This window comes from Bacillus sp. BHET2 (assembly GCF_005938125.1).
Classification (GTDB): Bacteria; Bacillota; Bacilli; order Bacillales; family Bacillaceae_B; genus Rossellomorea.
In genome coordinates this window covers 494,111-518,910 of record NZ_VCQN01000002.1, presented here as the reverse complement: position 1 = coordinate 518,910, position 24,800 = coordinate 494,111, and the positions used below count along the sequence as shown (strand labels likewise).

At 42.2% G+C, this 24,800-nt stretch carries 18 protein-coding genes and 1 other annotated feature; of the genes, 9 read left to right on the top strand and 9 right to left on the bottom strand.

Annotated features, from left to right (window positions below; all coding sequences use genetic code 11):
- Positions 1-229: 229 nt before the first annotated feature.
- From ccpA to motS, 3 genes are read left to right on the top strand one after another with little or no spacing between them, the layout of a single operon-like run.
- Positions 230-1,228: a catabolite control protein A gene (gene ccpA / locus FGG79_RS12180; protein ID WP_138778656.1), complete on the top strand. Its 999-nt coding sequence runs from the start codon at positions 230-232 to the stop codon at positions 1,226-1,228.
- A 60-nt stretch (positions 1,229-1,288) separates the two neighbouring features.
- Positions 1,289-2,104, top strand: a complete 816-nt coding sequence (gene motP, locus FGG79_RS12175) for a flagellar motor protein MotP (RefSeq protein ID WP_138778655.1) — start codon at positions 1,289-1,291, stop codon at positions 2,102-2,104.
- Positions 2,094-2,822: a flagellar motor protein MotS gene (gene motS, locus FGG79_RS12170; RefSeq protein WP_138778653.1), complete on the top strand. Its 729-nt coding sequence runs from the start codon at positions 2,094-2,096 to the stop codon at positions 2,820-2,822. The genes motP and motS overlap by 11 nt, the downstream gene beginning before the upstream one ends.
- A gap of 161 nt (positions 2,823-2,983) precedes the next feature.
- On the opposite strand, the gene FGG79_RS12165 is transcribed toward motS, so the two are convergent.
- The 4 genes from FGG79_RS12165 to FGG79_RS12150 all read right to left on the bottom strand — a co-directional run bounded on the left by FGG79_RS12165 (position 2,984) and on the right by FGG79_RS12150 (position 6,764).
- Positions 2,984-4,078: a hypothetical protein gene (locus tag FGG79_RS12165; protein ID WP_138778651.1), complete on the bottom strand. Its 1,095-nt coding sequence runs from the start codon at positions 4,076-4,078 to the stop codon at positions 2,984-2,986.
- Positions 4,079-4,276: 198 nt separating this feature from the next.
- Positions 4,277-5,452: an acetoin utilization protein AcuC gene (locus FGG79_RS12160; protein WP_138778880.1), complete on the bottom strand. Its 1,176-nt coding sequence runs from the start codon at positions 5,450-5,452 to the stop codon at positions 4,277-4,279.
- Entirely contained in the window at positions 5,449-6,096 is a 648-nt protein-coding gene (locus tag FGG79_RS12155) for an acetoin utilization AcuB family protein (protein WP_138778649.1), read from the bottom strand. Before FGG79_RS12155 ends, FGG79_RS12160 begins: the two co-directional genes overlap by 4 nt.
- Before the next feature lie 35 nt (positions 6,097-6,131).
- Complete coding sequence (locus tag FGG79_RS12150; protein ID WP_138778647.1) at positions 6,132-6,764, bottom strand: GNAT family N-acetyltransferase; 633 nt, start codon at positions 6,762-6,764, stop codon at positions 6,132-6,134.
- Positions 6,765-7,016: 252 nt separating this feature from the next.
- Between FGG79_RS12150 and acsA the strand changes: the two genes are divergently transcribed.
- Entirely contained in the window at positions 7,017-8,735 is a 1,719-nt protein-coding gene (gene acsA / locus FGG79_RS12145) for an acetate--CoA ligase (protein WP_138778645.1), read from the top strand.
- 310 nt (positions 8,736-9,045) lie between these two features.
- Here the strand turns inward: acsA and FGG79_RS12140 are convergent, their stop codons facing one another.
- Complete coding sequence (locus FGG79_RS12140; protein ID WP_138778643.1) at positions 9,046-11,988, bottom strand: transglycosylase domain-containing protein; 2,943 nt, start codon at positions 11,986-11,988, stop codon at positions 9,046-9,048.
- A 190-nt stretch (positions 11,989-12,178) separates the two neighbouring features.
- Positions 12,179-12,389: a binding site (T-box leader), on the top strand.
- A gap of 74 nt (positions 12,390-12,463) precedes the next feature.
- Here FGG79_RS12140 and tyrS point away from each other — a divergent pair.
- Complete coding sequence (gene tyrS, locus FGG79_RS12135; protein ID WP_138778641.1) at positions 12,464-13,726, top strand: tyrosine--tRNA ligase; 1,263 nt, start codon at positions 12,464-12,466, stop codon at positions 13,724-13,726.
- 400 nt (positions 13,727-14,126) lie between these two features.
- Here tyrS and rpsD read toward each other — a convergent pair whose 3' ends face one another.
- A complete protein-coding gene (gene rpsD, locus FGG79_RS12130; RefSeq protein WP_138778639.1) occupies positions 14,127-14,729 on the bottom strand; it encodes a 30S ribosomal protein S4 in 603 nt (200 codons plus the stop codon).
- Between the two features lie 759 nt (positions 14,730-15,488).
- On the opposite strand from rpsD, the gene FGG79_RS12120 reads away from it, so the two are divergent.
- Together FGG79_RS12120 and megL are read left to right on the top strand one after the other, a co-directional pair.
- Positions 15,489-17,321: a sensor domain-containing diguanylate cyclase gene (locus FGG79_RS12120; RefSeq protein WP_138778635.1), complete on the top strand. Its 1,833-nt coding sequence runs from the start codon at positions 15,489-15,491 to the stop codon at positions 17,319-17,321.
- Between the two features lie 183 nt (positions 17,322-17,504).
- Positions 17,505-18,686 (top strand): methionine gamma-lyase, encoded by a 1,182-nt coding sequence (gene megL, locus FGG79_RS12115; protein WP_138778633.1) that lies wholly within the window; start codon positions 17,505-17,507, stop codon positions 18,684-18,686.
- A 51-nt stretch (positions 18,687-18,737) separates the two neighbouring features.
- Here the strand turns inward: megL and FGG79_RS12110 are convergent, their stop codons facing one another.
- Together FGG79_RS12110 and FGG79_RS12105 are read right to left on the bottom strand one after the other, a co-directional pair.
- Positions 18,738-19,379 (bottom strand): phosphatase PAP2 family protein, encoded by a 642-nt coding sequence (locus FGG79_RS12110; protein ID WP_138778631.1) that lies wholly within the window; start codon positions 19,377-19,379, stop codon positions 18,738-18,740.
- A gap of 437 nt (positions 19,380-19,816) precedes the next feature.
- Positions 19,817-20,302, bottom strand: coding sequence for a GAF domain-containing protein (locus tag FGG79_RS12105; RefSeq protein WP_138778629.1), 486 nt, complete (start codon positions 20,300-20,302; stop codon positions 19,817-19,819).
- A gap of 274 nt (positions 20,303-20,576) precedes the next feature.
- Between FGG79_RS12105 and refZ the strand changes: the two genes are divergently transcribed.
- The gene (gene refZ, locus FGG79_RS12100; protein WP_138778627.1) at positions 20,577-21,230 is read left to right on the top strand and encodes a forespore capture DNA-binding protein RefZ; all 654 of its coding nucleotides are present in this window, start codon (positions 20,577-20,579) and stop codon (positions 21,228-21,230) included.
- A 592-nt stretch (positions 21,231-21,822) separates the two neighbouring features.
- On the opposite strand, the gene hisJ is transcribed toward refZ, so the two are convergent.
- Positions 21,823-22,614 carry a histidinol-phosphatase HisJ gene (gene hisJ, locus FGG79_RS12095; protein ID WP_481747278.1) on the bottom strand — a complete coding sequence of 264 codons (792 nt, stop codon included), beginning with the start codon at positions 22,612-22,614 and terminating at the stop codon, positions 21,823-21,825.
- Between the two features lie 433 nt (positions 22,615-23,047).
- On the opposite strand from hisJ, the gene ezrA reads away from it, so the two are divergent.
- Positions 23,048-24,742 carry a septation ring formation regulator EzrA gene (ezrA, locus tag FGG79_RS12090; RefSeq protein WP_138778623.1) on the top strand — a complete coding sequence of 565 codons (1,695 nt, stop codon included), beginning with the start codon at positions 23,048-23,050 and terminating at the stop codon, positions 24,740-24,742.
- The last annotated feature ends 58 nt before the right edge of the window (positions 24,743-24,800 follow it).

Here is a 24,800-nt window from a genome sequence, read left to right as displayed (position 1 = left end):
TGCTATAATAATCTTTTTGTTGATATGAATACCCTGTCATTGCACGAAAATAAAGACTATCGTATGATTATCTACGTAATTGCAGATAAATAACCTATATACATTGAAAAAACACTGAGTAGAACATAAATATGTGCATTTTTTAACAAACTATTGTAATCGCTTTTTTCTTTAGGTTAATTTGGTGTAAAATAAGATAAATGAGTAGAAGAGTAAAGGAGTGTAAGCAATGAACATAACAATATATGATGTAGCCAGAGAAGCCAATGTTTCCATGGCAACAGTCTCCCGTGTAGTCAACGGTAACCCGAATGTGAAGCCAGCAACAAGAAAGAAGGTACTTGAGGTCATTGAACGTCTTGGGTATCGTCCTAATGCTGTAGCCAGAGGATTGGCTAGTAAGAAAACAACGACGGTAGGGGTTATCATCCCTGATATCTCAAATATCTTCTATGCGGAGCTGGCACGAGGAATTGAAGATATCGCCACAATGTATAAATACAATATCATTCTTAGCAACTCGGATCAAAATGCTGAGAAAGAGCTTCATCTTCTGAATACAATGCTTGGGAAACAAGTGGATGGAATCCTGTTCCTTGGTGGCCATATTTCCGAAGAGCATGTCCAGGAGTTTGAACGTTCTCCTGTCCCAATCGTACTTGCCGGTGCTGTGGAAGAAACGAATAAAGTTCCTTCTGTTAACATCGATTACAAGGCGGCTTCATTTGATGCGGTTTCCGAGCTACTGGAAAAAGGGCATAAGCGCATAGGTTTTGTAAGTGGTCCGTTCCACGATACGATTAATATGAAGTTTAAACTTGAAGGATATCGAGAAGCGCTTGCTAAAGCAGGTGTGGAATATAGTGACGATTTAGTCATTGAAGGCGACTACACATATGATTCAGGACTGGAAGCATGGCAGAAGTTTACTGAGCTTGATGACAAACCGACAGCTATATTTGTTGGAAACGATGAAACGGCCCTTGGTGTCGTTCATGGTGCTCAGGACCAAAATGTATCCATCCCTGATGATGTTGAAGTCATCAGCTTCGACAACACAAGACTGGCATTGATGGTTAGACCTCAGCTGACTTCTGTTGTTCAGCCTTTATATGATATCGGAGCAGTGGCCATGAGATTATTGACGAAATATATGAACAAAGAAACGGTTGAAGAATCCACTGTTGTTCTTCCGCATAGATTGGAACACAGGAACTCAACAAAGTAAGGAATTTGTCGATACTAAAGATAAAGACAAACAGAACTTATTTTTGTAGGGAGAGTCAAAATGAAAAAGCTTGATGTTCTTACACCAATTGGGGTTTTAGTAGGGGTTCTATTCGTATCCTTCGCTATTATTACGAATGCTGGCATCACGGGCTTCAGTTCCTTCATCGATTTACCATCGATCTTCGTCGTAATCGGAGGATTATTTGGGGCCATGTTGGTCAGCTTCTCTATCAAAGAATTAAAGCAGTTGGGTAAAGTGATGAAAGAATCCTTTCGTGATGAAGAATATGATCTTCACGGTCTAATCCGGACATTTGTCACCTTATCAGAAAAAGCAAGGCGTGAAGGCCTTCTCTCACTCGAGGCAGAAGTGGAAGCAGTCGAGGATCCATTTATCCGAAAAGGCGTCTTTCTGGCTGTGGACGGAATTGAGCAAGACGTGATTGTCGATATTATGAATGCTGAAATCATCGCTTTAGAAGAGCGACACCGTAAAAATAAGAGCTTATTGGACAAGGCAGGGGAGTATGCACCTGCATGGGGGATGATCGGGACCCTGATCGGTCTTGTTCTGATGTTGAAAAACTTAAATGATCCCGCATCATTAGGTCCTAATATGGCCATTGCGTTATTAACGACCCTTTATGGGGTCTTGCTTGCAAATCTTGTATTCTTGCCAATGGCATCCAAACTTGCGATGAAAACAGAGAAAGAAGTGTTTATGAAACAAATCGTGATCGAAGGTGTTGTGGGGGTGCAATCGGGTCAAAATCCGAGGATATTAGAAGAGAAGCTAAGGGTTTTCTTATCCAATGAGGAATTACAGATGTATTCGGTTAAGGAGCAAGAGGGGGCAACCCTAGATGAAGCGTAGACCAAGAAAAGAATCTCAACCTTCAGGTGCTCCTAAATGGATGGTTACATTTTCTGATCTTATCACACTGATTCTCGTATTCTTTATCCTATTATTCTCTATGTCTCAAATCGATATCGTGAAATTCAGAACCATTGCAGATTCCTTTCAGCAACGGCAAATCCTTGAATTTTATCCATCTGTGATTCCGCTTGAGAATCCGTCCGCGGAACCCGAATTGGAAACGAATGATGCAAGTCCTCAAGGGAAGAATCAGAATTTAAGCCAGTTATTAGCAGATATACAGAGCTATTTGAATGAAAATAAATTAAATGAAGTGGTCGTGGCAACGAGAACCGAACGGGGTGTCGTTCTCGTACTTCAGGAACAGGCGCTTTTTGCATCTGGAGAAGCAACAGTCCTACAGGACGCCTATCCGTTTTTGAATAAAGTAGGTGACCTACTATCTAGGATCCCGAACTTTGTGAAGGTAGAAGGACATACAGACAATCGTCCGATCAATACATATCAGTTTCCGTCCAACTGGGAGCTCTCCTCTGCGAGGGCAAGCAGTGTTATTCGGTACTTGATAAAAACCGAGAACTTAGATCCGAAGCGGTTCATTGCCGTCGGATATGGAGACACACGCCCCATTGCCCCGAATGACACGGGGGAAAATCTTCAAAGAAACAGGCGGGTTGAAGTGATTATAACGGATCCTGCGTATGAAGAACAATAAAAAGCAAGGACTTCTTGATTGAAAGGGTCCTTGCTTTTTTTGTGCGCGCGGGGTTCTCCTATGAATGTGGGAACCTGGACAATAATTGCATGTTGAATTCTGTGGTTTTATCTTTTTACATAAGAAAGACCCTCCAGACAACCGCCTGAGGGTCTTTCATATCATTGATAGTTGATGACGGCAGGACTCGGGTCCATTTTCAACACGTCTTCCGGTTTCATGACTGGCTCATCTTTATCATAGAAGATTTTGAAGGCACCATATTGATGCGGTTCATCCCGTATATACTTCCGGTACAGTGCCTGCTTGTCCGCAGCTGCTCCCCAGCCGTCAAAGTTTATGGCGACTTCAACGTTGTCAGTCGGTTCAATCGCATCTTTATGCGTCAGTACGGGGCCGGTGAATTGGTGAACAAGCACCAATTTATCCGGGAGGTTATTTTTTTCCGTAAGCTCTGATAGATACTCGACTGCCTCCTGAATGTCCCTGCCATCCACTTGCCCGAGATCTTCTCCTGGCTTTTCACCTTCTGCTACGTGGAATTCCGTATCGATTGCCAAGTTAACATTCGGGTGTTTCAGCCATTTTTCAATCATTTGCACCTGGTTCATGACCGTATCCGTTCCGAGTTGAATATCAAGCAATACTAGGGCGTCATGCTTCTCCGCAAGCTCCACATACGTTTCAATATTCTCCTCAGCCGTCATCCGCACATAATCTCCATCCTTGCCAGGCGCATTCTGAGCCATGGTCGTAATCAATTCAATTGTAGGTACCGCGGGCCTTTCCGGGTCAAGGTCGGAATAGACCTGTGTTTGCTCTTTCAACTTCTTTATGTACTCCTCAGGTTCAAGCTTTCCAAGAATCCCCATATGTTCAGACACGGGCGTACCATAGTAGGTCACCAGACGATGATCCTTTAATGGCCCATCGGAAGGGTCGTCCATCCCGTTTGCCAGCGTCTCACCCAGAGGTACCGTCCGTTGAGGTTCCCCGTCCTGACCATCTTTATCAGGCTGATCTTCTTTAGTCAAGGTTTCCTTTAGTGATACGGCATCTTCAGATGGTTCGAGCGGTTTATAAGGCTGTTTACGCTGTTCTTTGCTTTCTGTTTCCTTGTCCTTTTCTTGTTTCGTTTCCGTTGTTGATTTGTCCTGATCTGAAGACGTTGCTTCTTTTTCATTTGTCAAAGTCTTGTCTGCACAGGCTCCAAGTATAAGTAATACAGTTATAAAAATCGGCAAATATTTCTTCATTGCCTCACACATCCTTTTTCTTAGAAGATTATGGAGGAGTTTAGCACATTTTCCTTTAATAGAAAGCTATGTAAACAAATTGAAAGGTAAATTTAATCAAAAAGTAAGTGACAAGCCCATGACATGTAGATGCCATGGGCTTGTCACTCACTCATTCTATCATTCTTTCTTTTCTACTGTAAATTTGTAAGTCTTGCATTAGCTTGACGGCTTTTGTCTCAATTGCTGACGTATGGAATAAAGGGCTTTCTCAACGGTTTGCTTGTTCTTTTCCGTGATTTCCCCTTTTCTCGGAATAGGCTTGTAGATGTCCGGTGCATCCATCCATTCTGTTGGCAGGGTGATACCCGCTTTGCTCTGCCAACGGTTCGTCCAATTTGCTGGGAAAATGGAGGCGAGGTGGCCCTGTCCTGTCATCTGCATCCAAATCATGCTCCAAGCCCTTGGGACAACTCTCCATATGTCATATCCGCCACCTCCAACGGCAATCCATCTTCCATCGCAATACTCATGAGCCAGTTCGTGAGCGATGCGGGGGATTTCCTGATAGATATTCATGGTGGCAGAAAGGTGGGTAAGTGGATCGTAATAGTGAGCATCCGCCCCATTTTGAGTCAGAATGACATCTGGCTTGAAGAACTCAATGACCTCCCTGAAGGAAGTTTCATACGCCTCGAGCCAGGATTCATCTTCTGTAAAGGCATCAAGAGGGATATTAAATGAGTAGCCATAGCCCTTCCCGTGGCCGCGCTCATTGATATTACCTGTTCCAGGGAATAGATATCTTCCCGTTTCATGAATGGACAGGGTACAAACAGTGGGATCATCGTAAAAGGACCACTGGACCCCATCTCCGTGATGGGCATCTGTGTCTACATAAAGAACCCTTGCATTATACTTTTCCTGTAAATAGCGAATGGCGACTGAACTATCATTGTATATACAGAAGCCCGATGCTTTTCCTTTGAATCCGTGATGTAATCCACCTCCCAAATGGAGGGCATGCTTCGCCTTTCCCGTCATAACGTAGTCCACAGCCGTTAACGTACCACCTACTAAATAAGCGCTGGCGTCATGCATCCCTTGAAACATAGGGGTATCTTCGGTCCCGATTCCAAACCCTTCAGCCCGATCTGGAGCGAGTTGGCCGACACTCGCTTGCTTGACAGCGTTTACATAGGCAGGGTCATGATTTAGAAACAGCTCTTCGTCTGTAGCCATCCGAGGTGGAACGATTACATCCGATTGCAGAGCATTCACTTCTTTCAGTAAGTCCATCGTCAGGGTGATTCGTGTTTGATTGAAGGGATGGTCATCAGAGAACCGGTACCCTAGCAGTTCGTCTGAATAAATAAAGACCGCGTCTTTGGTCATGATGAAATTCCTGGCATGTTTGGCCATAACACGTCATATCCTTCTTTCTTCAGGTCATCGATAACATTCATCGGGTTCATCGTCCTGACACGGAAAACGAGGATTTTATACATTTCATCCTTTTTATCGGGATAGACGAGGACACTTTGGATATTCGAGTTATTCCGTCTAATGATTCCTGCTACCTCATAGAGGATTCCTGCCTTATGGGGAACTTTCACTTCAATCTGTGAACCGGGCTGGTGTGCTCCGGTTAATTGAATGAGTGTATACAAAAGGTCTGTTTCCGTGATGATGCCAACCAGCTTCTTTTCCTTCAGGATTGGAAGGCAGCTGATATGATGCTCGTAAAAGAGAGCTGCGACTTCTTCAACGAAATCAAGTGGATGACCGGTAATCACTTCCGTCTTCATAATGAATTTCAGAGGATTTTGTAACTCGGAAGGATTTGTCCCCTCATGGAAAATCGAAGGCGTACCGTCCTTCACATCCCGGTCACTCACGATGCCAACAACCTCCATCTCATCATTGGTAATCGGTATATGCTTGATCTTTTTTTCCCTCATTAGCTTTATCGCTGATTCAATTGAATCGTCTGCTTTCAGTGTTTCGATTTTCGTTTTCATTATCTCTTCCACAATCATGTTCTCCACCCCTTTAGAAAACTGTCAGAAATCCGTTAATACATGAAACGATTCATAAATCGAAGTTGATCGAATCGTTGAATGGAATCTGCATCCACTCGTTTCCCTATTCTTGCCATTAAACAATTGGCTGGATGGGAACTGATTTCAGGGTCATCCGTAGCATAATATTCTAACCCGCCGGCGTTCATCATTTTCTCCATCACTTTCCGATATTCCCATACGTTCAGCCCGGTTCCCTTTAGATCCCAGTGCCAATAATATTCGGTCGTAATGACAATGAAGTCTTCCATATGATCATCCATCATGGATACTTTTAATAGATTTTTCCCGACTGCCGCCCCGCGGAATTTAGGAATGACCTCGATTGCCCCAAGCTCGATGAGATTCTCCATTTTCCCTTTGGACCACCGTTCGAGAGGATCGGGATATAAGTATGTAACGTATCCGACAATTGTATGATTGTCTCTAGCAATCAGGATACGTCCTTCTGGTAAACGAGCGATTTCAACCAGCGCTTTATGCTGCTGGGCAGGAGGTCTGAAAGCAACCAAATCCTCATGAAAATCATGGCGCGCTAGTTCCTCTGCCGAAATGGGACCTTCAATAATGATGTTGCCTTTTGCTGTTTTTAATTCTGTTGCATTATAGGTTTTTTTCAATTTCATCTGGACACCACCTAAAGATATTCCTCTAGTCCATTATACATGAAATCGAAAAATGTAGAGCGCTTTCACGAAATTTTCAGACGTTTAGGAGGTGAATATTATTTTGAAATATCGATGGGGAGTAGCATTCTTGAGGGGTTTGAGGCAAAATCACTAGAGCGGACATTATGGCAGATTTTTTAAAAAATTGAGAAAATATTTAATTTATACTATAATAAGATTGTAATTTCTTACATAAGGGGGATGCGGTATATGAAAGTGGAAGCGTTACCAGTAACCAAGGGAAACTATAATCTTGAAAGCTATGAAAAGACCTATGCGTCATTCGATTGGAAGGATGCTGAAAAAGAATTTTCATGGGCGGAAACAGGTCGCGTCAATCTGGCACACGAAGCGATTGATCGACACGCAGTATCTTTCAGGAAAAATAAAGTCGCTCTTTATTACCGAGATGCAGAACGTGATGAAAAATATACGTACTCTGATATGAAGAAGATGTCGAACAAAGCAGGAAATGTATTAAAGCGTTTTGGAGATGTGGAAAAAGGTGACCGTGTGTTTATCTTCATGCCAAGATCACCGGAATTATATTTCTCCGTCTTAGGCGCGATTAAGCTTGGAGCCATCGTGGGTCCTTTATTTGAAGCATTCATGGAGGGAGCGGTTCGTGACCGGTTAGAGGATAGTGAAGCAAAGGTGCTGATCACGACTCCAGAATTGTTGAAGAGAGTTCCAGTCAGTGAACTTCCAAATCTAAAGCATGTGTTCTTAATAGGAGAAGAGATTCAAGAAGACGATGTACATGTGGACTTTATGTCTAAATTTGCGGAAGCAAGTGATAAGCTGGCTGTCGAATGGGTGGACCGAAATGATGGGTTGATTCTTCATTATACTTCAGGCTCGACTGGAAAGCCTAAAGGGGTACTACACGTCCATAATGCGATGATTCAACATTATCAAACGTCTAAGTGGGTACTCGACCTCCAGGAAGAGGATGTATATTGGTGTACAGCGGATCCAGGCTGGGTGACAGGGACTTCCTATGGAATCTTCGGTCCGTGGCTGACAGGTGCCTCCAATGTCATTGTGGGGGGACGCTTTAAACCGGAAAACTGGTACAAAACGATTGAAGACTACGGTGTAACGGTTTGGTATAGTGCACCAACGGCGTTCAGGATGTTAATGGGTGCCGGAGACGAAGTAGTGAAACGGTTTGACTTAAGCTCACTGCGCCATATACTAAGCGTAGGTGAACCGTTGAATCCGGAAGTCGTACGATGGGGAATGAAGGTATTTAACCTCCGCATCCATGATACATGGTGGATGACCGAGACTGGTGGACAATTAATCTGTAACTATCCAAGCTTGGAAATTAAACCAGGCTCCATGGGGAAACCTTTCCCTGGAGTGCAGGCAGCGATCGTCGATGATCAAGGGAATGAAGTGCCGCCGTACCGAATGGGGAACTTAGCCATTAAAAAAGGCTGGCCATCGATGATGAACCAAATCTGGAATAACCCCGAGAAGTATGATTCATACTTTATGCCGGGTGATTGGTATGTATCCGGAGACTCTGCCTACATGGATGAAGATGGATACTTCTGGTTCCAGGGGCGTATCGATGATGTCATCATGACATCAGGAGAAAGGGTAGGACCTTTCGAAGTGGAGAGTAAGCTTGTAGAGCACCCTGCCGTTGCAGAGGCAGGAGTGATCGGGAAGCCAGATCCTGTTCGTGGTGAAATCATCAAAGCGTTCATCTCCCTTCGTGATGGATACGAAGTAACAGATGAACTTAAGGAAGAAATTCGCCAATTCGTGAAAAAAGGGCTGGCTGCCCATGCTGCCCCTAGGGAAATCGAATTCCGCGACAAGCTGCCAAAAACCCGCAGTGGAAAAATCATGCGACGGGTACTGAAGGCGTGGGAGTTAGACTTGCCGACAGGTGACTTAAGCACAATGGAAGATTAATAGATGGAAGAACCTCCGCTTGGCGGGGGTTTTTTTTTCGTTTGAGGGAGGGGTGTGGTGTTGTTGTGTGGGTTGAATGGTTGTGGCGAAAATTGTCGATTTAGGTAGAATGGCAGATAAAAATAAAAAAGGGAAGATAAACTAAATTTATGGCAGATAAATCAAAAATTTGGCAGATAAATCCCAGAATCGGTATGTAATCACTCCGCCCGCAAATCCGTACCCGTTCGCCCCAATCACTATCACATAACCACATCCACAAATAAAAAACGAGGGAAAGTAAACACTCTCCCTCGTTCAAAATCACTATTTAGTTCTGCTCAGCAGGTGGATCCGGTTCAGTAGGTGGTTCAGTTCCTCCGTCACCGCCGCCGTCACCACCACCATTGTCTGCAGGTGGTGGCGGTTCTGGTTTGTCTGGCTTTGGTGGAGGATCAGTCGGTTTATCCCCTGGTGGTTTTGGTTCTGGTTTTTCAGGTTTTGGCTTTGGTGGTTCCGGTTTCGGTTCAGGCTTTCCAATTTGCACAGTATTGGAACGGGCAGACTCTTTACCGGCTACATCAACTGCAACCACGTAGAAATCGCCATTTCCGACCGATACTGTATAATTTGCGCCTGACTTCACGCTACCGACTTTGCCTCCTGACGTTTTGTACACGCGGTAGCCGACTACATCACTGCTTGCAGAAGGTGTCCAAGTGATCTTGTTGCCATTTCCGCTAGCATTGACGGTTCCAGGAGCAGCTCCGTCATCGGAAATCTTGTTTTCTGCGATGAGAACATTTTTAAATCGTTCATCGCCTTCTGGAATGAGTTTGTCTGGATTTCCAGGAACTGCACCGAAGATATTTTTCACAAAATCGGGATTTAAGATGACACCCGGTTGTGAAAATTCTTGCGGTGTATTAGGTAAAGCTAAATATTTCTTGCCGTTAACCATTACGTACCGGCTCATCAGTAAGCTGTCGTCCGTTTTGGTTGGGACATATTTCGCGTTGAATAAATCGCTCTTCACTAAGCCGGCCTGACTGCAGGCTTCTGATGGAAGCAATCCGGATATGGAACAGAAGGATCTTCTTACAATTCCTTCGGGCTGTTGGAATTGTGCATCAGGGTCGATCAATTCCGGCGCCAGATCTCTCGTGTCATTCAGTAGATAAGACCATAAACGGATGTTACGTAATCCATAATGTCCATACTGAGCACGGGATGCAGCAGTATTCAATGAAGAAGGGGTGTCGTAACCGAACCATGTTCCGAATGTTATGCTCGGATTAGTTGCAACAAACCAGTGATCTTTATAGTCCTGACTCGTTCCGGATTTTCCGGCCCAGTCCGAACTGAAATTCAAGAAGGTCTTCGCGTAGCGTCCAGTCCCTAACGAATGATCGAGGGTATCCCTCATCATATCGATCGTTAAGTATGCCGTTTGCGGACTGAATACATCCACTGGATCTACTTTATGCTCATAGACGACGGTTCCATCCTTTTCAACAATCTTATCGATCATGAAAGCATCGATGAACTTACCTCCATTTGCAAAGGTAGTGTAAGCATTGACATTTTCTTCAACTGTCACACCCGTCGTCGTTGCTCCAAGTGTAAGGGACAGGTTATTGTCATATCTGCTTGAAAGGGAGGTGAAGCCCATTTTCAACAGAAACTCTTTAAATGGATTCTTGTTATAGATATTCGCATATGTTCGAACAGCAGGAATGTTCAATGACTCTGCAAGGGCAAATCTTGCAGGGAATAGCCCACGTTCACGTAACGAATAGTTTTCCGGTGTCCAACCATTGATGTTCACAGCGACATCAGGAATAGGTGATCCTGGTGAAATATAGCCGTATTCCAGTGCAGGCGCATATGCAAGCAATGGCTTCATGGTCGAACCGTTTGACCTTAGTGACTGAGTGGCATGGTTAATCTGTTCAGTTTTGAAATCACGGCCGCCGATGAAGCTGATGATGCGACCTGTTTTATTTTCGATCATGATGGCACCTACCTGGACAGGCTGCGGAACTTCAACTTCTTCACCTGTATCCGGGTCCGTTACCGTATTTGTTTTCGTAGGACCGTACATTTCATAGGCATCTTTGGTCTTTTGCATTTGATCATAAATCTTTTTATTAATGGTAGAGTGAATTTCGTAGCCGCTTTGGCGAACATTACGGTCAGCCAGAGTTCGATACTTGTCTTCAAGCTCATCATTATTTTTTAGATCCTGTTCTGAGTATCCATCTTTCTTAGCCAGTACATTCTTAAGGATATCCACTGCTCTGCTTTCAAGTTCAGCAGTCAGCCATGGATATTGTTCCTGAGGTGATGGCTTAGGTTTGACAAAATCCTTTGAAATGTCATAAGCGACGGCATCGTCATATTGCTTCTTCGTTATATATCCTTCCCGGTGCATCCGGTAGAGGACCGTATTTTTACGGCTCATCCCCGCTTCCAGGTTCTCCTTCACTTCACCATTGTTCTTGAAAGGTGTGTATGAGAAGGGAGCTTGCGGAAGTCCTGCAATGAAAGCGGATTGAGGTAAGGACAGGTCTTTGGCATCTACCCCGAATATGCCCCGTGCAGCAGATTGAACACCTGCAATGTTCTGACCTGATGAATTTCGTCCTAAGGTCGCGACATTAAGATAGGCTTCCAATATTTCATCCTTATCAAAAAAACGTTCTAAGCGAAGGGCTAGGAGAATTTCCTTTGCTTTTCTCTCAAATGAAACTTCATTCGTAAGGATCTGATTTTTAATCAGTTGTTGAGTGAGTGTACTTCCACCTGATTGTGTTGATGAATTCGTAAATTCCTGAAGTACGGCACGCATGATGGCTTTCGGCACGACGCCGTTATGTTCGTTGAAGTATTCATCTTCCGTGGCAATAACTGCATTCCGCAGATCTTTCGAGATATCTTCAAGCTTCACTTCTTCCCGTTCAAGGTCTGTTCGAAGTTTTCCGAGATAAACATCATCGGAGAAGTAAAGACGTGAGGTTTCTTCGTAGTTGTATATGTCCTTTTTCATTTGGTCATAAGGACGAATTGGTTCTTCCTTAACGAGAGAAGCGAAATATCCCGCTCCTACTCCTCCTGCAAATGCAAATCCCAATACGAATATTACGACCAGGATCAAAGACAGGTTCCAAAATACACCATATGTAATTCTTGCTCGTTTTTGAAATCTAGTATTGGAAAAGAACCTGATTGCAGGATCTAGTTTTTCGAGTAATTTTGTCCATTTTTCCTTCATATATCATTCCCCCCAGAACATTCCCATTATAGCATATTTACAAGAAGGCTGTCGTAAAAAGTCAAACAAAAGGAAGTTTTATATGGAGTTTAGTTGACTATTATTTTGGAATATGGTAAAACCCTTATATAGTGAAATGAATGATAATCCGCTAATTCTGTCGGATTTAATTACTTTAATAAATAAATGTGTGATCGCAATGAGAGGAACGAGTAGTCTGCCTTCCCTGTTTACAAGAGAGTCAGTGGTTGCTGAAAACTGACACAAATGGCAGATGAATTACATCCTGGAGCTTTTGCTGTGAACCTTTAGTAGCAGCAAACGGTGGAAGCCGTTATCTTCAAAGAGTGAAGGATGTTATTCCTTAATTTGGGTGGTACCGCGCGAAGAGCGTCCCTGCATATTTGCAGGGACTTTTTTGTTGTCTTTTAAGGTATTCACCATTGCACGTTTTACCAAAGAGGAGGAAAAAAAGATGGATTTACTAAAAGACTTGGAATGGCGTGGAATCACGTATCAGCAAACGGATGCGGAAGGCTTGAAGGACGTATTGAATAAAGAGAGCATTTCGATTTACTGTGGGATCGACCCCACAGCGGACAGTATGCATATCGGACATCTGCTTCCATTTCTAACGTTAAGACGTTTCCAGAACGAAGGACACCGTCCCCTTGTGTTAGTTGGAGGGGCAACCGGTTTGATCGGAGACCCAAGTGGTAAAAATGAAGAACGTAAATTGCAAACGATTGAAGCGATTCAGGATAATGTAGCCTGTATCAAAACTCAGTTGGAAAGCATCTTTGATTTCGAAGGTAACAACGGTGCAGTGATGGTGAATAACTATGACTGGATCGGTGCAATGGATGTCGTCACCTTCCTTCGTGACTTCGGTAAGCACGTAGGGGTGAACTACATGCTTGCGAAAGATACAATCGCAACACGACTTGAATCAGGCATTTCATTTACTGAATTTACGTATACGATCCTTCAGGCACTGGATTTCAATCATTTGTATGACAACTACAATTGTAAACTTCAAATCGGTGGAAGTGATCAGTGGGGGAATATCACGACAGGACTTGAACTGATCAGACGTACCCATGAAGAAGAAACGAAGGCTTTCGGGTTTACGATTCCACTAGTAACAAAAGCGGACGGAACTAAATTTGGGAAAACAGAAAGTGGAGCTGTTTGGCTGGATCCGAAGAAAACGTCACCTTACGAATTCTATCAGTTCTGGATCAACGCCGCTGATGCCGATGTTGTTAAATACTTAAAATACTTTACATTCCTTTCTCATGAAGAGATCGAGGCTAATTCTCAATCGGTTGAAACTGAACCTCATCTTCGTAAAGCGCAAAAGACATTAGCAGAAGAAATGACGAAACTCATTCACGGTGAAGAAGCGCTTGATCAAGCGATCCGCATTTCACAAGCCTTATTCAGCGGTGAAATCAAGACGTTATCCGCTTCTGAAATTTTAGAAGGATTTAAAGATGTCCCATCCTTTGAACAACCTAAAGGAGATGCGATCGGATTAGTCGACCTGATTGTCAATGCGAAAATCTCGCCATCTAAACGTCAGGCCCGGGAAGATGTCGGAAATGGTGCCATATACATTAATGGGGAACGTGTAACGGATCTTCAACATGTCATTGACGAGAAGGACATGATTGATGGACAATTCACGATTATTCGTCGCGGTAAGAAGAAATACTTTAGAATTCAGTACGTATAATAGAAGTAGTGCGGTACCCGTTTCTCTTTTTGTGGAACTGGTACCGTGCTTTTTTTTTTGTAGGATTGTAAGGGTAGGACGAAATCGGTATACAGGGAGACGAATAGGAAGGGGAATAAAGATATTTTGATAAAATTTTCATTTTGGCTTATATTTCTGGAATTCGGCTCATAAAATAATATTCCGGCTCATATTTTCGAGAACCTGCTCATAAATGTAGAAAACCTGCTCATATACTAGTAAAACCATTAGAGTGACTGCTCCCAAGCCAAGACCCAATCCATCATTGGACAGAAAATCCTTTCAAAGAAACTATATATCAGGCAAAATCGCTTCAGTACGGGCAAAAATACATAAAAAAACACTGCCCATAAAATGGACAGTGTTTCTCTTACAAAGATTAACGAGAGTAGAACTCAACGATAAGAGCTTCGTTAATTTCAGCTGGTAATTCAGAACGTTCAGGAACGCGTGTGAATGTACCTTCTAATTTGTCAGCATCGAAAGTTAGGAATTCAGGAACAAAGCTGTTCACTTCCATCGCTTCTTTGATGATGTCAAGGTTGTTTGATTTTTCACGAACTGAGATTGTTTGACCAGGTAGTACGCGGAATGAAGGGATATCTACACGAGATCCGTTCACTGTAACGTGACCGTGGTTAACAAGTTGACGTGCTTGACGACGAGTACGAGCTAAACCTAAACGATAAACAACGTTATCCAGGCGGCACTCAAGTAGCGCCATGAAGTTTTCACCGTGTTTACCTTGTAATTTGCCAGCTTGGTCAAATAGGTTACGGAATTGACGCTCAGTTACTCCGTACATGTGACGAAGTTTTTGCTTCTCTTGAAGTTGTAAACCATATTCAGAGATTTTTTTACGTTGGTTAGGACCATGTTGTCCAGGAGCGTAAGGACGCTTTTCTAATTCTTTACCCGTTCCGCTTAGAGAGATTCCAAGACGACGAGATAATTTCCAGCTTGGGCCAGTATATCGAGCCATGAATGACTCCTCCTTTATTGTTTTTATTTTGTTGTAAAATAAAAACACCTGTGAATAACAATTATGTGCATTTTGTTTTCATGTACCTTCGCCCTAGCAGCAGAGGGTTACAAGATACACCTCAAGTAGTAGAGGAACAAAATACGATCATAAAGGATTTCACTGAAGCTGCATTATTTTACACAAAGAATATTATATGACGGGAGAGTATAGAAGTCAAGGGCATATTTTGAGTTTCACACATATCATAAATGTGTTCGAACTGAATTGATGGACAATACTTCGGATATTGAATAGAAGGATTACCTTTCTGATCAGAGAATCTATTAAAGTTGAGAAGTTTTAGTTCAATTTCTTCTCTCATGAAGTAAACAAAATAGTCCAAAAGTCATTAATTGTGATATAATTAAATTGGAAAATATGTTAATTAGGTGAATAATTTGGAAAAATTAAGGGGAGACAAGTCCCTTCGCTTCGTTTTGATCGAATTGTGCGTTCTTTTGACTTTAGGAGGGTTCTTATATTCCCCCTTTTATTCCTTTCACATTCAGAAGGATTCACGATTGATCCTCCTATTCAACGGAAAACAAGACGAACCGATTCAACTGAACTGATCCAATCAAAAAGAAAACTAGTTGAATGTCATTCTCTATACGAGGATCACTCATTATGGCTGGTTGTTTTACAGGATGATGTAGTGCTGATTCAGAGTCGGTGAGGTAAATAGTTTCACAAACCTTTTAGGTGTGGGTGAGAAAAATGTACGTTATTCAACATTCATTGCACGAATACAAATCCAAGCTATTCGATTTAATATATGAAGAAATGTCAGCTGAGACGGATCATCCGGTCCAATTACAGAAGTGGCTGGCGGTTATTAAAGATTGTCTTGAAATCGAGAGGGCATTTTTATATTTATATAGCGATTCTGCATATTTCTTATATCATCCCCGCCAGAATGTGGATGCACCTCTCACTCTTGCAGAATCGAGCCAGGAATACCTCCTTGATCCCATCACGATGGAGAAGGATGATCAAGGATCGATTAAGTTTCACTTTACGAATCAAGATGGAAGTCCTTTAGCGATTCTTGTAGTGGAATGGGAGGATGGACAAGGGATAGCCGATGAGAGCTGGTTCCATTCTTTCAGGGAAGCGAGCAATCAATTTTTACAGCATATAGGCGGAATCCAAACGATACTTGAAGATGAGAGACGATACCGGGAATTATTTAAAGTCACGGAGATTTTCCATTCTACAAGAGATGTTCATACACTTCTCGTCCAGATCATCGAGACGTTGAAGCGGGTATTTCCTATTGATGAGTTTCACTTGTTATTGTCGAATGATCGATACGATTTTGGAACACTTCCTATTAAAAGCTTTGACTTTGATCACGCCAACGAGTCTGCCATGCAGGCGTTTGTCAACGGAAGTATCGAAGTGGGAGAACAGAATGTCCTGTATGCACCCTTGAAGGGAAAGCAAGGGATCTACGGTGTGCTCGAAGTGAAATCCATGTCCCATTCGACCTTTACGGATCAGAAGATTGAGTTCATTCGTCTGCTTGCCTATACGGGAGGAAGTGCCCTGGAAAATGCCAAGTTGTATGAACAATCCAGGAGGCTTATTACCGACCTCCAGCTAATCAATGAAACTTCCCATCAATTAAATTTGAATTTGCGATTATCGGAAACGGTGATGTTTCTAAAGAAGCAAATCGAGCGTTCCTTTCAAGCATCCGCCATTGGGTTTGTTCTCCTTCATAAGGGAGAATATAGCATCTTGGAAGAAAGCTCGTCCGTCTTTTTTGATAAAGTTGGGAAAGGGTATATCTCCTATGTAAAGCGGCGGATCGAGAAGGAAAAGGATGCCATCTTCCTGGGCGATGTGAGCGACAGGTTTGACGAGGGAGCGGTCTTTCCTTCAATCATGGCTGTACCGATGGTTCAAAATGAAGCCCTGATTGGATTTTGTATTGTACTTCATAAGGAACCATATATGTTTTCATTCGATATGTATAAACTCTTACAGTCATTCATTCATCATTCAACCTTAGCGATCACCAATGCAACCCTCCGTGAAAAACTGGAGCATATGGTCATTACCGATCATATGACTAAACTATTCGCACGAAATTATTTGGATGACGAAATGGAATCTTCCATGAATAAGGATGATTCAGGTTCATTGCTGCTGATTGATATTGATGACTTTAAATTGATTAATGATAACTACGGCCATCAGATTGGTGATGAGGTTATTATCGCTGTTTCAAATCTGATTAAAGGAATCGTCAGCCATCATGGGTTTGTGGCAAGGTGGGGAGGAGAAGAATTGGCAGTCTACTTACCTTCTCTTGCTCTTGAAGACGGCATGAGGATCGCTGAACGCATCATTGAAGAGATTCCTGTGAAAACAAATCCAACCGTCACGCTGTCATGTGGTTTATCGACGTGGAGAGTGAGCGATGACAAGTGTCCAAAATCCGTGAAGGAACTAGTAAAAAAAGCAGATGAAGCACTCTATCATGCGAAAAATAATGGGAAAAATCAAGTTGCGAAAGACTGTGACGGAGAGAATATAGAATAAGTCTGTGAAGAGAAACAGGAAGGGGCCAATTAAGTCCTTCCTGTTTTTTATGAGAGATAACGGTGGACTACCAAGCGGTTTCCCTTTATCACTTTAGTGTAACCGCTTTCTTTTTCTTTGTGATTATCATATTCTAGATTAGTAGTTAATTAGACTTAAAGGGCATACTGGGAGGAATACTAGATGAAAGAAGAGAAGCGTTTTGAAACAAGGGTCATTCATGAGGGGTATCAATCGTCTCAGCATTTTGATAGTTTAGCACCCCCGTTATACCAAACTTCTACTTACACTTTCGCCAATGCGAAACAAGGGGAAAATCGATTCGCAGGTGAAGAAGAAGGATATATATATTCAAGACTGGGAAATCCGACCGTATCGATTCTCGAAGACAGGATGGCATCCTTAGAGGGGGGCGAGGCTGCCCTTGCTTTCGGTTCCGGTATGGCAGCGGTTTCTGCAGTATTATTATCGTTAACGAAATCGGGGGATCATATTCTCTGCTCACAAGGGGTTTATGGATGTACATTTGGTTTGCTGCAGCTCCTTGAAGAGAAGTTTGCGATTGGGCATGATTTTTCTTCCATGAGTACAGAAGAAGAGATCCGAGAGAAAATCACTGAGAACACCACTTGTATTTACGTGGAAACACCAATAAATCCAACCATGCAATTAATTGATTTACAGCTGGTTGTGAAGGTCGCTAAGGAAAAAGGAATACCGGTTGTGGTGGATAATACATTCTGTTCTCCGTATTTACAACGTCCATTGGAGCTAGGGTGCGATATTGTCATCCATAGCGCAACGAAGTATATCGGAGGACATGGTGATGTGGTAGCGGGTCTTGTCGTCGGGTCACAGGAAAAGATGGCAGAAATCCGGATGACAACCCAAAAAGATATTGGGGGAATCATTTCCCCATTTGATGCCTGGTTATTATTACGAGGATTAAAAACGCTGGCGGTGAGAATGGACCGTCATTGCGAAAGTGCAGAGAAGATTGCCGATCTTCTAGCCGAACATCCTGTCGTCGAAACCGTCATTTACCCGGGACATTCGAATCATCCTCAACATGAGGTGATGAAGAAACAGATGAAAAAACCGGGTGGCATGATTTCATTTACGATCAAAGGGTCGAAAGAAGAAGCCCAGAAGCTGATGGATGATCTATCAATGATCAAAATTGCCGTCAGTCTAGGAGATGCTGAAACGCTGATCCAGCATCCTGCCACCATGACTCACGCCGTCGTGCCTGAGGATTCGAGAAAGAGCATGGGGATTAGTGACACACTATTAAGACTTTCTGTCGGATTGGAAGCACCGGAAGATATCTGGAATGATCTATTGCAGGCGCTGGATAAGGCATAAAAAACAGGAAGGAACCCGATATTATTAGCGGGTCCTTCCTGTTTTTTTATATCATTCTTCTATATATGTTTGCTTTGACTTCTTTTCACCGAATCCATAAAGCTCAAAAATAATGCCATAAATGAACACGGTTAAAAAAATCGAGCTTACCATATCGAGAATAAAATGTTGTTTTATAAACAGAGTTGAAATGATGATCAGTGAACCCATGATCGGGACAAAAATGGAGTGAAATGAATGTTTATCCTTAATGTTGATATTGCCAAGCATGATGGCAAATGTCGTTAAAACATGGATGCTTGGAAACGCATTATACGGCTGATCATGGCTATAGATCATTCGAACAAGATTGACAAACAGTCCATCCCCCTCAAGAGTGGGACGAGGTACGGTTGTCTGAAAGTAAAAGTAAATAACGAAGCAAACCAACTCCCCAATGGCAATGATGCTCAGGGTTTTAAGAAAAATGGGGATATCTTTATACCAAAAATAAAACAGGTATCCTAAAATAAAAGCATACCAAAGGATATATGGCACAATGAATACCGGTATGAATGGAATTAATCCATCGATATCTGTAGAAAGGATGACCGCTTCACGAGAATTTGTATTTAATAGTTTATATATCAACCCTAATGCTGGCATCACAAGAAAAAATAATAAATATGGTAAGTCTTTCATCTTGTTGCTCATATTACATCCCCTCTCAACTGAAATGTATATGGGAAATATCATCATCAGTTTAAATTCATCTTATTTTGCAATAATCTCTCTTCCATTCTCTTCCCCTTAAACACGATGAAAAAACGTTAACGTTTCATCAGTCTAGGGTTCTGACAACTTCCAACTCAAGTCCATACGTACCCATTTCGGTTTCCGTCTTTCAATATATCAAGAGTATTTGTTCTTTAGAAAATGAAACGAAGGATTTCATAGTATCCTATACTCATAGGCTATTCAGCTGAATGTGAAATGGTGGCTATTAAGGAGGAATATATCTGAGGATTTTTTTTGCAAGACGGGTGCTACCCTAACAATCATCACACCGGGTGTCTGGCCGAAATTACCACCATAAAAAAGACCGTGCCGGATATAAATCTCCCCGGCAGGCCCAGTCATTGGTTCAAAGATTAAAGGTGCTTTAAAAGCTCATTTACATAAACTTCCAAATATTTCTGATCATCTTTGTCAAATCTCGCTTTTTCCGGGCTGTCGATATCGAGTACTCCAATCAGCTTTCCTTCTTTTACAAGAGGGATGACAATTTCGGACTGAGAGGCTGCATCGCATGCGATGTGTCCAGGGAATTGATGGACATCATCGATCATAACCGTTTTTTGTTCACTGGCAGCAGTGCCACAAACCCCTCTTCCCAGTGGGATCCTTACACATGCAGGCAGTCCCTGGAACGGTCCCAAGACGAGCTGGTTGCTTTCTTCTTCGTATAAATAAAAGCCTACCCAATTGATGCGATCCATAAATTGACCTAGTAGGGCGGAAGCATTGCTCAAATTCGCAATTTGATTTGGCTCACCTTCTAATAAAGCGTTTAATTGCTTTGTGACAAGGCTAAAGCCCTGTTCCTTTGTACCTTGATATTTTTCTACTTGAAACATCAATATCTCCCCCAATTCTACATAATATGCGTTATTTCATGTCCATTTGCTCTCCAATTCTTTTTACACAACAGATTCTGTCGAGAATTACTTAAAGGAAATCAACATGGAAACACGAATTATTCTTGTAAACAAACTATAATAGAAATGTCTATTGAACCATTTTTAGCATACTTCTTCATTACCTTCAAGATTTAGGTTTTATCCGAATAAATCAATTGATCTTCGTTACTGTTTTTTTCATACGCCTATTATACTTGAAAGAAGGGGAAATATGAAAAAATCAAATACTTCCATTCCGACGAAAGAAGCCATTTTTCAAGCAGCGGTGTATCTGTTTTATGACCATGGTTTTGATGGGACATCCGTCAGGGATATAGCGAAAAGAGCGAAAGTGAATCCGGCCACGATATCCTATTATTTTAAGGGGAAGCAAGGGGTATTAGAAGCTTGCTTCACTCATTTCTTTGAACAGTACTTACGCTTTCTTCAAGAAGAGAACGAAGCACTGAATTATGTCAGTGCTGATTTATGCTTGAAGCGGGCTGTTTACAAAATATTGAAATTTCAAAGTGACAACCATCAACTGTCACGCTTCATTTGGAGAGAGGTTTCCATCGATTCACAGGTTGTCCGTGAAATCATTTCCTCCTATTTAATGAAAGAAAGGCATTATATGAAGCGGCTATTTGAACAAGGGATGAAGGATCATGCTTTTAAGAAGCAGCCTGTCAGCTTTTTGGTCATACAGCTGAAGTCCATGATGACCATGCCATTTCTGAATAGTCAGCAGTTAAGGGAAGTGTGGCAAATGTTTCCACAGGAATATTATTTTATTGATCAATACTATAAAAACATCGACCAATGGATTGATCTGCTTCTCGTTTCAGAAGCAAAAGAGGTCATGAAGACAGAACTTATTATTTGAAGATAGAGTTGGCTGTGATGCTGCTAGAAAAAGATAAAGAACTCTTGCTCGATATGAGCAGAGTTCTTTATCTTTGGTTCTTTTCACAAAGATTGTTGTTTTCTAACATAGGAGCTGCCAAGGCTCTGTCAATGAGTGTGTGCGATAGATGGTGAGGTGAACGGCTTCGCTTTCCGGCGGACGAACGGCCAAGCCTCCTCAGCTTAGCCGAACGGGGTCTCGGCACGCCCGTTTTTCCGCAGGAGTCTCCGCCGTTCCCCTCACCATCTAAATGAGATGTCGTGACAGAGCTTACTAGTGAAAAAAAACGAATGAAATAGTATCTAACTATTCTAGCTAAAATTGACCACTACACACGTTGAAAAATGATGTTACTAGTCGTGTATGGTAGTTGATTCGTCCTCATGCTTAGAAAGTTGATCTACGCTGCAGGTGCTTGACTCCTGCGGGAATAGCGGGAAAGTTGAGACCCCGCAGGGCAAGCCCGAGGAGGCTCAACTCACGCCCCGCGGAAAGCGAGCACCTGCAGCGGAAATCAACCACCACTCGCTTATTGAAAAGCAACAAAGTTTACGAAAAACAGCCTAATCTTTTAAACGTCCATATCCGCCCTTCCCTGATTTAAACCGTTAGCGGTATGGGCATCTGAACCATAAACGGTATGAATGCCTAAAGAGTGGGCTTGTTTAATGACTTCCCTTGGTGGATAAGAATCTCCGCAATAAGGTTTAACAAAGCCTGCCCCGTTATAGTCCAGCTCGAGGTTCCTCCCAGCGACTTCATGTAAGATGGTCGAGATCTCCTCATTGAACATATGGGAAGCAGGATACAACTGCTGGAATTTCTTCACGAGGGTCATGTGACCGATTCTCTTCGGTTTATAAACTCCTAAGTCTGCTCGAATCGATTGAAGGACCGTTTCATAATACCGTTGATAGATTCCATCAACAGATCCATAATAATCAATCATCGATCGAAACACATCAGGGCTGAAATCAAGGCAATCCCATTTCTCTTGAAATTGTAAAAAATGAACCGAAAGGATACTATCATCGAGTCGATGTCCATATGTGGAGAGAAATTCAATCGTTTCTTTTTCAAACCCTTCAATGTAATCGATCTCTAATCCAGTGCGGATAATCATTTTACCCTTATAGGTTTCCTTAAGGGTTTCAAGCATATCCAAGTAATCTGGAAGATACTTTGGGTCCATGCCGCTATCCTGATCAGGTGTTGTATCGACAAAACCTCGGGGGAGCGGTGCGTGTTCTGTAAATGTTATGGCACTATAGCCTAAGGAAATCGCTCTTTCTATATACAGTTCAAAGGGATCTGTACTTCCATGTGGGCAAAAAGGTGTATGAATATGTCCGTCAACCTTCACCATGAATTTTCACTTCCTTGTAGTTTGATAATAATCTACTCTTATAAAAGTAAAATGAACAGAGATAAAATAAAAATTGATAATTTATAAGTTGATTGGAGTGGAGGGGGCAGGGCTTCTGCGGGAAAAGCTGGACAGGTGAGACCCCGGAGGCTAACCGCCAGCCCCACGGAAAGCGGGCACCTGGAACAGAAATCAACTACTACCCACTCGATAGAAACGGTACTGATAAACAAGTACATTCGGCACTAAACCCAATAAAATTGTCTATTTTCCCTTGAATTTGCTGAAATTGCCTTTTTATCAATGAAAAATTAGAAATTAATAGTCAAAAATTGTCGTTAACATGGTATCATTATAGCAATGAGAATTTATTAATGAAATATTTACATTCATATAGATGTCTACTGAATAGTTGAACAGGGGGCTTAAGATGCAATACGTCATCGCTGGAATAATACTTATCTTAATCATATTCCTAATCGGATTTATCTCTAGAAAAAAATATTACACTGAAATTGATCGTTATGAAGCTTGGAAAATAGATATTATGAACAAACCGGTTTCTGATGAGCTCTCCCGAGTAAAGCAATTGAATATGACGGGTCAGACAGAGGAATTGTTTGACGGCTGGAGACAGGGATGGGATGAGATTGTTGCTGTGCAGCTTCCTGATGTTGAAGAACTACTATTCGATGCAGAAGAATACACAGATAAGTTTCGTTACAAAAAAACGAAGGAAATCCTATCCAAAATCGATCAGATTCTTTCCGGAATTGAAGAAAAGATCGACAAGATTCTTAAAGAACTGAATGAGTTAGTTGGTAGTGAAGAGAAGAATCGTGAAGAAATCCTTGCTCTTCAGGAAGAGTATCGTAACAATAAGAAACAATTGCTCGCTTATCGTCATACATATGGTCAAACCGCTAAGCAAATCGAAAATATTCTGGACAAGCTCGCTGAACAAATCAATCAATTTAACGAATTAACTGAGCAGGGGAACTATCTGGATGCAAGAGAGATCGTACTTAGCCTGGCACAGGAAATGAAAGATGTTTCTTACAAAATGGAGACGGTACCGAAGCTGATAACCGATTGTGAAAATCTTTTGCCTTCCCAGTTGTCAGAGCTCGAATCTGGCTATGGCGAAATGAAGGAACAGGGTTATATACTTGAACATATTGAAGTGGATAAAGAGGTTGAATCTTTAAAGGAAACCTTACTTCAATTCAATAAGAATATTGAAGAGCTTCAGGTAGTGGAAGTAGAAGAAGGAATACAGGAAATCAAAGTGAAGGTAGAGAGCCTTTACGACTTACTGGAAAAAGAAGTGCATGCTAAGCATTTCGTTCAACAGTATAGAGACCAAACGACTGAAGGATTGATAAAGGCTAAGGAAGAGAATGAAGACATTCAATCGGAGATAAGTATCGTGAAACAGGGGTACCATCTTGTTGATGAAGACCTTAGTACACCAAGCGAAATCGAAAAGAAAATCATTCAGCTTTCAAAGCGTCATGAAATGGTCATGAATAAAGAAGAAACGAATGCAACAGCTTATTCCAATTTGAGTGACGAGCTCAAGGAAATCCGGAATGGGCTGGAAGAATTGAACCGGGAGCAGAGTGAGTTCTCAATTCACTTACAGAATCTGCGTAAAGATGAAATAGCTACCCGGGAAAAGATTCATGAACTCAAGAAAAAGGTTGCTGAAGCGAGCCGCATGCTTTCGAAGAGCAATGTCCCGGGACTGCCTGCTGATTACAAAGATCTTCTCGATGAAGTTCATCGAAAGATTGAGCAAGTAAACGCAAGCTTGACTGAAAAGCCTTTAAACATGAAGTTCATCCAAGAGACGCTACTTGGTGCAGAAGATACGGTCGACCATTTCTATACGAAAACGGGAGATCTGATCGAGAACGTCCTATTATCAGAGAAGATTATCCAGTATGGTAATCGCTATCGAAGTAAATATAATACGGTTCGTGATGGTCTCCAATCGGCTGAAGAAGCTTTCCGACAATATGATTATCGTAGAGCGCTAGAAGAAGCCGCGACTACCATCGAGAAGGTAGAACCAGGCGCACTGAAGAAAATCGAGAAAACGATGAATCTAGAAGAACGGTAAAGTCGAGGGTTTGCTTGTCTGACTTATAATCAAAAAAAGGACTGATTTAGAAGATACA